Origin of the sequence: Salegentibacter sp., from assembly GCF_041642575.1 — a bacterium.
Classification (GTDB): Bacteria; Bacteroidota; Bacteroidia; order Flavobacteriales; family Flavobacteriaceae; genus Salegentibacter.
In genome coordinates, this window is record NZ_JBEPWD010000064.1 from 1 (window position 1) to 12,288 (window position 12,288).

Genomic DNA, 12,288 nt, shown 5'->3' on the forward strand with positions numbered 1-12,288 from the left:
CTTGATGCTGCTCTGGCCATTGAGATCTTTCATAATTTCTCCCTGGTTCACGACGATATAATGGATGCTGCTCCGCTTAGACGCGGTCAAAAAACCGTTCACGAGAAATGGGATCTTAATACAGGAATTCTCTCCGGGGATGCGATGTTGATAAACGCCTATCAATTATTCGAAAATTATGAGGATAAGGTATTCCGGGAACTGGCAGAATTATTTACAAAAACGGCTAGAGAGGTTTGTGAAGGCCAGCAGTACGATATGGATTTTGAAACTCGAGAGGATGTGAAGATCGAGGACTATCTAAAAATGATAGAATACAAAACAGCTGTTTTGGTAGGTGCCTCTCTACAAATGGGAGCAATAGTTGCAGAAACCTCTCAGGAATGTAAAGATGCTATTTATCAATACGGAAGACTTCTTGGAATTGCTTTTCAATTACAGGATGATTACCTCGATATTTTTGGAGACCCCGAAACCTTTGGAAAACAAACAGGTGGAGACATAATAGTAAATAAAAAAACCTTTCTCTATTTAAAGGCGTTAGAGCTATCCGGTAAGCGGGAAGCAAGACAGCTTGAGCATCTTTATTCCATTAATCCGGCAGAGAGTTTGGGTAAAATCGACGCAGTAAAATCAATATTTTTAAGCAGCGGTGCTGCAGACCTAACCCGCGCAGAAATCGAAAAATATACTCAAAAAGCCTTCGAAATTTTAGACCAGATCGACCTGAAGGAAGACAAAAAAAATCCGCTACGTCAATTCGGGGCAAGCTTAATGGGAAGACAAGTTTAAATTATGTCTTAGGATAAATCTGAAAATGATATGAAATTTCTCAAGCTTACAGAATTTTTCCTGATAATACGTGGGCTTACTATGTTAAACTTCTTATAAGGCATAGGATAATTATATCGTTTTCTTCAGCGCCTTTTTCTAAAAATTGTATTTTTGTCCTGTTTTTAGATTTATAAGAAACATTAGTTTCCACCTATGGATAGATTTTCATTTCTAAATGCTGCACACACAGCATATTTCGCCGAACTTTACGACCAATACCTTCAATATCCCGATAGTGTAGAGCCCAGTTGGAGGGCTTTTTTTCAAGGATTTGATTTTGGGATGGAGCAAAATGGCATTTCGCCTGATACCCTTGAGGAAGCTCCGGTAAACTTTGAAGAGGGAGAGATACCTGATCATGTTATTAAAGAATTCAGAGTAATTCGATTAATTGATGGTTATCGTACACGGGGTCATTTATTCACTAAAACAAACCCTGTTAGGGAGCGTCGTAAATATTCACCAACCCTTGATATAAATAACTTTGATCTTTCAGAACAAGATCTGGATACTGTTTTTAATGCGGGAGATGTATTGGGCATAGGTCCCAAAACGCTTAAAGAAATAATTACTCACCTTGAGAATGTTTATTGCGATTCAATAGGGATCGAGTATATGTATATTCGTAAACCGGAAGAAATTTCCTGGATTCAGTCTAAGCTTAATGTAAATGAAAACCATCCTTCATTTAATTCAGAGGAGAAAAAGCAAATTCTCAGAAAATTAAATGAAGCAGTGTCCTTTGAATCTTTTCTCCATACTAAGTATGTAGGCCAAAAGCGATTTTCCCTGGAAGGGGGTGAGAGCTTGATCCCGGCTCTCGATTCACTAATTGAAAAGGCGGCTGAGATAGGAGTTAAGGAGTTTGTGATGGGGATGGCCCACCGCGGAAGATTAAATACGCTTACCAATATCTTCGGAAAAAGCGCAAAAGATATATTTAGCGAATTTGACGGAAAAGATTACGAGCAGGATATTTTTGACGGGGATGTAAAATATCACCTCGGATGGTCTTCAGGCCGTATTACCAATAAAGGAAAAGGAATTAATATTAATATTGCTCCGAATCCATCTCACCTGGAGACTGTAGGTCCAGTAGTAGAGGGGATAACCCGGGCAAAGCAAGATCGACGCTACGAGGGAGATACCAGTAAGGTTCTTCCTATCCTGGTTCATGGGGATGCTGCTATTGCGGCCCAGGGAGTGGTCTATGAAGTGGTGCAAATGGCTCAATTAGACGGTTATAAAACCGGTGGAACCATTCATATTGTGGTTAATAACCAAATTGGCTTTACCACTAATTATTTGGACGGTCGTTCTTCTACGTATTGTACCGATATTGCGAAAGTGACTCTTTCTCCTGTACTTCACGTGAATGCTGATGATGTTGAAGCAGTGGTTCACTCTATTCTATTTGCACTGGAATTCAGGATGAAATTTGGTCGCGATGTATTTATCGATTTATTGGGCTATAGAAAATATGGACATAATGAAGGGGATGAACCCAGATTTACCCAGCCAAAACTTTATAAGGCAATTGCCAGGCACGATAACCCCAGAGACATTTATGCCAAAAAGCTTAAACAGGAAGGGGTTATTGAAGAAGATTATGTAGGGAAACTGGATAAGGAATACAGAGCCAAACTAGACGAAAACCTGGAAGATTCAAGAAAAGAAGAAACTACCAGGGTGACACCATTTATGTATGAGGAATGGGAAGGCTTTGAATCAGTGCGACAAGAAGGGATGTTGGAATCCATCGATACCACTGTGGATATTAAGAAGCTTGATGAGGTGGCAGATACTATTTCGAAATTGCCCGGTGATAAAAAATTCCTTCGAAAGATCAATAAGATCATAGAGGGTAGGAGGAAGATGTATTTCGAAGATAACAAGCTTGACTGGTCTATGGCAGAGCATCTGGCTTATGGCACCCTAATGACCGAAGGTTATAATGTTCGGCTTAGTGGCCAGGATAGTGAAAGAGGAACCTTCTCTCACCGTCACGCCGTATTAAAAGTTGAAGATAGCGAAGAAGAAATTATCCTTCATAATAATATTCCAGATAGAGATGGGGATATATTTATCTATAATTCTCTTTTAGCTGAATATGGGGTTGTAGGGTTCGATTATGGTTACGCCATGACTAGCCCAAAAACACTTACCATTTGGGAAGCACAGTTTGGGGATTTCGTGAATGGTGCCCAGATTATGATCGATCAATATATTTCTGCTGCCGAAGATAAATGGAAATTACAGAACGGATTGGTGATGCTCTTGCCGCATGGGTATGAAGGACAGGGAGCAGAACACTCTTCGGGAAGAATGGAGCGTTTTCTTCAGCTTTGTGCAAGGGATAATATGTATGTAGCCGACGTTACTACCCCGGCCAACATGTTCCATATTCTTAGAAGGCAAATGAAATCTGGTTTCAGGAAGCCGCTAATTATCTTCACTCCAAAAAGTTTATTGAGACATCCAAAAGTTGTTTCAACAAAAGAAGAATTTGCAAATGGTAGTTTCCAGCCGTTCCTGGATGATGAAGATGCCAAGGTAGATAAGATTAAAACCCTTGTTTTCTGTACCGGTAAATTCTATTATGACTTATTGGAATTCAGGGAAGAAAATAAGCGCGATGATGTAGCCCTGGTAAGACTGGAACAATTATTCCCGCTGCCGGTTTCAGAAATGAAAGAAGCCTTGAAAAAATACAAAAATGCCGATGACATTGTTTGGGCTCAGGAAGAGCCAAGAAACATGGGGGCTTATGGTCACTTGTTGTTGCATTTTGATGAAGCGAAGAATTTCAGGGTTTGCAGCCGGAAATTTTATGGTTCACCCGCTGCCGGTAGTTCGGTGAGGTTTAAAAAACGTCACGAAAAAGTTATTGCCTGCGTGTTTGATAAAAATTTAGAAGAATAAATAATAAAAAGTAAATTCGAAATAGATTTCTGCCTGGCAGAGATTACAAAATAAAAAATAAGAACATGGCCTTAGAAATGAAAGTTCCTTCTCCGGGAGAATCAATAACCGAAGTAGAAATAGCCCAGTGGCTTGTTGAAGACGGAGATTACGTTGAAAAAGATCAGGCAATTGCCGAAATAGACAGCGATAAAGCAACCCTGGAACTTCCTGCGGAAGCTAGCGGGATAATCACCCTTAAAGCCGAGGAAGGCGATGCCGTAGCGGTAGGTGAGGTGGTTTGTCTTATCGATACTGAGGCTGCAAAACCAGATGGTGGCGAAGAAAAATCCGGAAAATCCGAAGAAAAGAAAGAAGAGAAATCTGAAAAGGAAGAGCCTAAAGAGGAAGAGAAAAAGGAAGAACCAAAAAAATCGGAAAAAGAAAGCTATGCTACGGGAAGTCCATCTCCCGCTGCAAAGAAAATTCTTGATGAAAAAGGAATCGAGGCCAAATCTGTAAAAGGAAGTGGTAAAGACGGGCGTATAACTAAAGAAGACGCTGTACAGGCTAAGGCTTCAATGGGAACTCCCGGTCCTGGGAAGAGAGGGGAGTCTCGAAAAAAAATGTCTATGCTTAGACGTAAAGTTGCGCAAAGACTTGTTACGGTTAAGAATGAAACTGCAATGCTAACTACTTTTAACGAAGTAGATATGTCTCCAATATTCGCATTGCGTAAAAAATACAAAGAGGAATTTAAAGACAGGCATGGTGTAGGCCTTGGATTTATGTCCTTCTTTACTCTTGCCGTTGTTAGAGCTTTGGATCTCTTTCCGGATGTAAACTCTATGATAGACGGCGATTACCAGATCAACCATGATTTTAAAGATATAAGCATTGCGGTATCAGGCCCTAAAGGATTAATGGTCCCTGTAATTAGAAATGCTGAAAATCTTAGTTTCCGGGGGATAGAAGCAGAAGTGAAGCGGCTGGCCACCCGTGCAAGAGATGGAGAGATCACCGTAGATGAAATGACGGGAGGAACATTTACCATCACCAATGGTGGGGTATTTGGTTCTATGCTCTCTACTCCTATTATTAACCCACCTCAAAGTGCGATCCTTGGAATGCACAACATTGTAGAGCGTCCGGTTGCCATAGATGGTCACGTGGAAATAAGACCTATTATGTATGTGGCATTATCTTATGATCACAGGATTATAGACGGAAAAGAATCTGTAGGATTTTTAGTAGCTATTAAGGAGGCCCTTGAAAATCCCGAAGAGCTATTAATGGATAATGATGTTAAACGGGCTTTGGAACTTTAAAAATCTAATTAGCACTATAATCAAAAAAGGAGGCCCGAAAGAGCCTCCTTTTCTAATTCACATTAACAAATTAATAAAAGACAAGCGATGCGATATTTAAGAATAAAACCCCAATGATTGCAATAACGAGGATTACAAAAAATACGGTAATAAAGGTTTTACTTCTGAACAAAATCTGCATCTTCTAACATTAAAGTTCAAAACTAAGTTTAAAGATGTTCCAGGACAAGGGGAAAAATCCCCTAATTTATTTTAGATATAGTGATTTGTTTTTGTAGTCTATAATCGCCTTGCCTCTATTTAGTAGATCGGCACCAATTATACCATGGACTTTTTCTGCATCATGGTTAATAAGGGCTTCATTTACGTGGCGTAGATCAAAAAGCACCAGGTCTACCTTTTTCTTTTTCCAACCTTTTATCTGAATTCGGTTTTTCAGAGCAATCTGAGTGAGCATATTGGTAGCCCCGGCTCCAGCGGCTTTTATGTCGCTATCTTCAGCGAGCAGTTGAAAATGTTCTACCGAATCCATCCCAACACAGGTGCTGGAAGCTCCGGTATCCAGTATGAAATTTCCTTCAATATTGTTTATTTTTGCAACCAGTTCAAGGTGATTGGTTTTGGTGGCTTTTAGCTTAATGCGCTTGTAACCTTTCTCTTTCAGCAATTTCTTTAATGACATTCCTTGTTTTTTGACAAAGATAGGTCTTCAAAATAAATTATTTTTGCATTTATGATTTTAACCGATACCCATATACATTTATATAGCGAAGATTTTCAGGAAGATCAAAAGGAGCTTATAGAAGAAGCTATCCAAAGCAACATCAATAGATTTTTCCTTCCGGCGATTGATTCATCTTACGTTCCCGCAATGTATGAGCTGGAGAAAAACTTTCCAGAAAATGTATTCCTGATGGCAGGTTTGCATCCAACTCATGTAAAAGATGATTTCAGGGACGAACTCAACAAGGTGGAAGCACAGTTTTCAGATAGAAATTTTGTGGCAGTTGGGGAAACAGGAATTGATCTTTACTGGGATAAAACCACACTGAAAATTCAACAGGAAGCATTCCGAAATCAAATTCGGCTGGCTAAGAAATATAAGTTACCAATAGTAATTCATTGTCGTGAGGCTTTCGATGAGATTTTTGAAGTTTTGGAAAGTGAAAAAAGCGATGATCTCTTCGGGATCTTTCATTGTTTTACGGGAACTTATGAGCAGGCTCAGCAAGCCTTGTCATATAATATGAAACTAGGGATAGGCGGGGTAGTCACTTTTAAAAATGGAAAAATCGATAAATTTTTGAATCAAATCCCGCTCAAGGAAATAGTTTTGGAGACTGACGGACCTTATCTGGCCCCTGCGCCCTTTAGGGGAAAACGCAACAAACCTGTATATTTGATAAAAGTAGCTGAGAAAGTTGCAGAAGTTTATGGAATTCCCCTGGAAGAAGTAGCTGAAATCACTACCCAAAACTCTAAAGATATTTTTGGAATTTAGGGAGGGATACATTTAAAATTTGTTCATTTGCCAAGAAAATAAGACTTTTTGTGAAGGATTTTGAAGAAATAAGATTTTACCGCGATGATGAGGTGCAACAGGCCTTAAGAGATAACATCAAGCACCCTATGATCAAGGCGCTGCTTCAGTTTACATTTCCAGATAAGGATTTTGCCGAAATCGAAGAGATTACACATAACTGTACTTCCATAAAGGATTTCCAATCCAGGGTAATCTATCACTCTGTTCAGAAAGTTCTGGAACGCAGTACCGAAGGTCTAACCTATTCAGGTTTCGATAAATTGGATAAAGAGGAGTCTTATTTTTATATTTCCAATCACAGGGATATAGTGCTGGATACTTCCTTGCTGAATAGTGCTCTTTATGAAAGCGATTTAGTGATGACGGCTTCGGCCATTGGAGATAACCTGGTGCAAAAACCTTTTTTAATGTTGCTTTCCCGACTTAATCGGAATTTTTTGGTTAAACGAGGTTTGGGCCCAAGGGAAATGCTTAAAAGTTCACAGAATCTATCTAATTATATAAAATATCTTCTTTTTGAAGAAGGACGTTCGGTATGGATGGCCCAAAGAGAAGGACGAACCAAAGATGGCAGTGATCATACCCAGCAAGGTGTTCTAAAAATGATTGCGATGGCTAAAGGTGACCTTAGCCTAACCGATTATCTGAAAAAATTAAAGATTGTCCCTGTTGCGATTTCTTATGAATTTGATCCTACCGATAGGTTGAAAATGCCGGAAATTATGGCAAAACGCATGCAGGAGACTTATGTGAAGTCTGCCAATGAAGATTTTAACAGCATTATGCAGGGCGCGTTGGGAAATAAAGGCCGTATACATATTAGCGCCGGAAAGATTCTTGGAGATGAGGTTTTTGATGAAGTGAAAGAGCGCGCTACTTCTGTAAATGAACAATTGAAAATCATTGCCACAAAAATTGACGAGGCCATTTATAGAAATTATAAACTCTGGCCATCAAATTATATCGCTTGTGACCTTTTAAAGAATGCTAAAACTTATTCTGATAAATACACTGAAAAGGAAAAAAGGCAGTTTGAACGCAGGATCTCGCGAAGAATTGATGTGAAAAATGCTCTTGAACTCAATAGTTACCTTTTAATGTATGCGAATCCGGTGATAAATAAAGAGGCACTATATGAAGAAAAAGGCTGAAATCCTCTTAATATATACCGGAGGGACTATTGGTATGATAAAGGATTATGATACCGGAGCCCTAAAAGCTTTTAATTTTGATGAGTTACTTCAGAATATTCCGGAGTTAAAAATCCTGGAACATAATATTACTACATTGAGTTTTGAGGAACCCATAGATTCTTCAAATATGGATCCTAAAGGCTGGCTACAAATTGCGAATACCATTAATGAAAATTTTGAAGATTACGACGGTTTCGTAATTCTGCACGGTAGCGACACCATGGCCTATACCGCTTCAGCTTTGAGCTTTATGTTTGAAAATCTCACCAAACCGGTGATTTTTACCGGTTCACAGTTGCCCATAGGTGATTTAAGAACCGATGCCAAGGAAAACTTGATAACGAGTATACAAATCGCCGGACTTCAGAAAAATGATCGGCCGGTAATAAATGAAGTAGGGCTATATTTTGAATATAAACTCTACCGTGCCAACCGCAGCACAAAGATAAATGCAGAGCATTTTCAGGCTTTTGCTTCTATGAATCATCCTCCACTGGCAGAATCCGGGGTTTATCTTTCAGTTAATTATAGCGCATTATGGAAGCCAAACCGCAAGCAGCCTACAAAACTGCATACCTCATTTAATGATGATATCCTTATTCTTAAGATGTTTCCAGGGATTAGTGAAAGTACGATTAGGCATATTTTATCAAAGAAAGATTTAAAAGGGATAGTCCTTGAAACTTATGGAAGCGGGAATGCTCCTAGTGATCCTTGGTTTATTGAGGTGTTAAAGGAAAAAATAGCTGAAGGGCTTATTGTGGTAAATGTAACTCAATGTATTGCCGGAAGTGTAAATATGGGGCAATATGAAACCAGCGTTAAACTAAAACAAATAGGAGTGGTTTCAGGAAAAGACATAACTACAGAGGCTGCAGTAGCGAAATTGATGTATTTATTAGGAAAAGATTTAAGTCCGGAAGTTTTTAAAACTATCTTTGAAACTTCTCTGCGAGGGGAAATGTTATAAAATTAACGCCAACTACTTGATTGAGTTTATTTTTTTTTGTTATTTGGCGCACCGTTTAGAAAACGTTAAGAAAGAGAGGTGGCCGAGTGGTCGAAGGCGCACGCCTGGAAAGTGTGTATACGCCACAAGCGTATCGAGGGTTCGAATCCCTTCCTCTCTGCTAAATTATATGTATTTTTATTAAAAGTTTATTTTTATATCTTTAACCCTTTAACTAATTAAATTAAGACAAACAGCAATGAAAAGATTATTTTCAATTTTGGTAATCGCCGCGGTGATGGTGTTAGGAGCCGGAAACCTTAATGCGGCCAATAATGTGAATTCATTACCTGAGACAATTGTAAATTTTGTACAGGATGATGAGGCTGCCGCTGCCGCTGACGAGGTAGAGGAAGAAAGCCTTGGTTTTCACCAGGAACTTAAAAAACGTTTTATAGAAGGTGGTCCTGAATTTATGGGGATCGTTCTTTTATGTTTAATTCTTGGTTTGGCTGTTGCCATCGAGAGAATTATCTTTTTAAATCTTTCTACTACAAACACCAGAAAACTGGCCCAGGATGTTGAGGATGCCTTAAACAATGGTGGAGTAGATGCTGCTAAAGAAGTATGTAGAAACACTAAAGGTCCTGTTGCCTCTATTTACTATCAAGGTCTTGACCGTGCCGACGAAAGCATTGAAGCAGCAGAAAAAGCTGTTGTTGCCTACGGCGGTGTGCAAATGGGACAACTGGAAAAGAATGTTTCCTGGGTTGCTCTATTTATCGCAATTGCTCCTATGCTTGGTTTCATGGGTACTGTAATTGGTATGATTACTGCCTTCGATAGAATTGAAGCTGCCGGAGATATGCAACCATCGCTTGTTGCCGGAGGTATTAAAGTAGCACTTCTTACAACCGTATTTGGTTTGATCGTGGCTATTATCCTTCAGATTTTTTATAACTACATTATCGCTAAGATCGATAGCATCGTGAATGACATGGAAGATGCATCTATTACTCTTATCGATATGTTGGTAGCTTACAAAAACAAAAAAAGAATCTAAGACCAGAATAAATTATGACTTTACATAAAATATTAAAATATATAGCCCTCGTTATTGGTGTTATAGGTCTTATCCTACTTGGAAGGATCATGGCCGAAGACGGTGATGCTATAGAGGCCTCGGCCGATCTGCAAAACAGTCTTCTTGATCCGTTTATGTGGGTAGCTTATTTAGTACTGGCAATTGTGATCGTATTAGTGGCTATCTTTGTTCTAAAAGGATTGTTTAGAGGGAATATAAAGAACACACTTATTTCTATTGGAGCCTTCCTGGCGGTTATTATAATTGCGTATGTAATTACCGACGGGACAGAAATGACCCTAAAAGATGGAAGCATGCTTTCTGCTAATGGAGCGCATTGGATAAGTGCAGGCTTAGTAACCTTTTACATACTTGCAGGAATAGCTATTCTAGCAATGATATTATCTGGAATTAAAAAATTAATTAAGTAATAATATGGCAAGAAGATCAGCACCAGAAGTTAATGCCGGCTCGATGGCCGATATTGCTTTCTTGCTTCTAATCTTCTTTTTGGTAACCACAACCATTGAGACAGATAGCGGGATAAGTAGGAAACTACCCCCGTGGCAGCCAGAAGAGCAAGAGCCGCCGGTAATTAAGCAGAGAAACATCTTTATGGTACTTGTTAACCGAAATAATGAGTTGCTTGTTGAAGATGAAGCTATGGAGATTGAAGATTTGCGTGAGGCAGCCTTTGAATTCCTGGATAATGGAGGAGGAACAGGTGATGAAGCCTGTGATTTCTGTCAGGGACCCGGTGATCCAAACTTATCTGTGAACCCACAGAAAGCTATTATTTCTTTAGTAAATAACCGCGGGACAGAGTACGGAACCTACATTGCAGTTCAAAATGAATTGGTAGCGGCCTATAATCAATTAAGAGATAGGGAAGCTGAACGTTTGTTTGGTAAATCCTTTACCCAAATGCAGAAGGATTATGATGATCCAAACTATAACGGGAATAAAGATAATCTTAAGGAGCAAATTGAGGCTATTAAAGATATGATACCTCAAAAGCTCTCTGAAGCAGAGCCAACAGGTTAAGAGGCTTAACTAACAAATTAAAATTTGAGACTTAATTATGTCTAAATTCAAAAAGAAAACAAATGAAGGGCAACCTGCTATTAGTACAGCATCCTTACCGGATATTGTATTTATGCTTCTGTTCTTCTTTATGGTGGTTACCGTAATGCGTCAAAATACGCTGATGGTAGAGAATAAATTACCTTTTGCCGATCAAGTTGAAAAACTTGATAAAAAGGACTTGGTAATGTATATCTATGCCGGGAAACCGAGTCCGCGCTACCAGGAACGTTTTGGTACGGAGGCTAGAATCCAGTTGAATGATAAGTTTGCCAGTGTAGGTGAAGTACAACAGTTTATTTTCGCAGAAAGAGAAACTAAACGGGAAGAATTGATCCCCTATCTAACTACCGCTCTTAAGGTAGACGAAGAAACAAATATGGGATTGGTTTCAGATATCAAGCAAGAATTGAGAAAAGCTGAAGCCCTAAAGATCAATTACACAACACTTCAAGGGGAAGCTGCAAAAAACATGGAATAACGTAAAAGCCGTTAGATCTTTTCATAACTGTAGAAAACATCCTGCCAAAATTTTATTTAAGGTAGGATGTTTTTTTATATTTAATATTCAATTAAATAAGATGAACCTGGTGCGGCTACTTTATCTTTTACCTCTTCTATTTCCTGTGTTGCTTAGTGGGCAAATTGACGAACGGGAAGGGACGGGAAGGATTCCTGATTCAGTTCCTTCGGTAATAGACAGCCTATATCGGGAAGACCAGTTTTATGTTGGCCTCACCTTTAATCTTATAGATCAAAAAGCATCCTCTATCTCACAATCAAGTTTTTCAGGAGGAATACACCTGGGGCTCATTAGAGATTTTCCGCTTAATAAACAACGCAATATTGCTATAGGAGCGGGTCTCGGCTGGTCATTAAACAGCTTTGGTCATAATCTTTTCATCGGTCAGGCAGAAAACGGTGAAACTATTTTCAGGAGCCTTGACAGAAGCCTTGATTATGATACTAACCGATTTACAACTCAGCTTGTTGAACTCCCTCTCGAATTTAGATGGCGAACCTCTACGCCTGAAACCTATAAATTCTGGCGTGTTTATACAGGTTTAAAACTGGGGTATATTTATAATTTCAAATCTAATTTTGTGCAGCCTGGTAACCAGGTGGTACAATATGATCTCCCCGAATTAGAAAGGTTCCGGATTGGAGCTAACCTCACCTTTGGCTATAATACTTTTAATTTTCACTTTTACTACAGCCTTAATCCCCTCTTCAACGATGCAAGGGTAGATGATTCTGAAATTGGGATGCATCTGGTAAGGGTAGGATTGATGTTTTACATCCTATAACCAGAATCTCCAAAGTATCAGTTGAGGAAATAAACCGACCAAGAATCCCAATAGAAGTTCTGGGGG

12 protein-coding genes and 1 tRNA gene are annotated in these 12,288 nt (G+C 39.1%); 12 read left to right on the forward strand and 1 reads right to left on the reverse strand.

Annotated features, from left to right (window positions below):
• The 3 genes from ACESK1_RS09725 to odhB all read left to right on the forward strand — a co-directional run.
• Positions 1-792: polyprenyl synthetase family protein (locus tag ACESK1_RS09725; RefSeq protein WP_372919989.1), on the forward strand; the 792-nt coding region annotated here is incomplete at its 5' end.
• A 195-nt stretch (positions 793-987) separates the two neighbouring features.
• Positions 988-3,756 (forward strand): 2-oxoglutarate dehydrogenase E1 component, encoded by a 2,769-nt coding sequence (locus ACESK1_RS09730; protein WP_372919990.1) that lies wholly within the window; start codon positions 988-990, stop codon positions 3,754-3,756.
• 65 nt (positions 3,757-3,821) lie between these two features.
• Positions 3,822-5,063: a 2-oxoglutarate dehydrogenase complex dihydrolipoyllysine-residue succinyltransferase gene (odhB, locus tag ACESK1_RS09735; RefSeq protein ID WP_372919991.1), complete on the forward strand. Its 1,242-nt coding sequence runs from the start codon at positions 3,822-3,824 to the stop codon at positions 5,061-5,063.
• Positions 5,064-5,310: 247 nt separating this feature from the next.
• Here odhB and ACESK1_RS09740 read toward each other — a convergent pair whose 3' ends face one another.
• Positions 5,311-5,745, reverse strand: coding sequence for a TIGR02281 family clan AA aspartic protease (locus ACESK1_RS09740; protein WP_372919992.1), 435 nt, complete (start codon positions 5,743-5,745; stop codon positions 5,311-5,313).
• 51 nt (positions 5,746-5,796) lie between these two features.
• On the opposite strand from ACESK1_RS09740, the gene ACESK1_RS09745 reads away from it, so the two are divergent.
• From ACESK1_RS09745 to ACESK1_RS09785, 9 genes are all read left to right on the forward strand, one after another.
• Complete coding sequence (locus ACESK1_RS09745; RefSeq protein ID WP_372919993.1) at positions 5,797-6,564, forward strand: TatD family hydrolase; 768 nt, start codon at positions 5,797-5,799, stop codon at positions 6,562-6,564.
• A gap of 50 nt (positions 6,565-6,614) precedes the next feature.
• Positions 6,615-7,757, forward strand: a complete 1,143-nt coding sequence (locus ACESK1_RS09750) for a 1-acyl-sn-glycerol-3-phosphate acyltransferase (protein WP_372919994.1) — start codon at positions 6,615-6,617, stop codon at positions 7,755-7,757.
• A complete protein-coding gene (locus ACESK1_RS09755; RefSeq protein WP_372919995.1) occupies positions 7,741-8,769 on the forward strand; it encodes an asparaginase in 1,029 nt (342 codons plus the stop codon). Before ACESK1_RS09750 ends, ACESK1_RS09755 begins: the two co-directional genes overlap by 17 nt.
• Before the next feature lie 72 nt (positions 8,770-8,841).
• Positions 8,842-8,929, forward strand: a tRNA-Ser gene (locus ACESK1_RS09760).
• Positions 8,930-9,007: 78 nt separating this feature from the next.
• Positions 9,008-9,811, forward strand: a complete 804-nt coding sequence (locus ACESK1_RS09765) for a MotA/TolQ/ExbB proton channel family protein (RefSeq protein ID WP_372919996.1) — start codon at positions 9,008-9,010, stop codon at positions 9,809-9,811.
• Positions 9,812-9,825: 14 nt separating this feature from the next.
• Positions 9,826-10,263 carry a hypothetical protein gene (locus ACESK1_RS09770; RefSeq protein WP_372919997.1) on the forward strand — a complete coding sequence of 146 codons (438 nt, stop codon included), beginning with the start codon at positions 9,826-9,828 and terminating at the stop codon, positions 10,261-10,263.
• Positions 10,264-10,267: 4 nt separating this feature from the next.
• A complete protein-coding gene (locus ACESK1_RS09775; protein ID WP_372919998.1) occupies positions 10,268-10,876 on the forward strand; it encodes an ExbD/TolR family protein in 609 nt (202 codons plus the stop codon).
• Positions 10,877-10,913: 37 nt separating this feature from the next.
• A complete protein-coding gene (locus ACESK1_RS09780) occupies positions 10,914-11,396 on the forward strand; it encodes an ExbD/TolR family protein (protein WP_372919999.1) in 483 nt (160 codons plus the stop codon).
• A 100-nt stretch (positions 11,397-11,496) separates the two neighbouring features.
• On the forward strand, positions 11,497-12,222 hold the full coding sequence (locus ACESK1_RS09785; protein ID WP_372920000.1) for a porin family protein: 726 nt from the start codon (positions 11,497-11,499) through the stop codon (positions 12,220-12,222).
• Positions 12,223-12,288 lie beyond the last annotated feature (66 nt).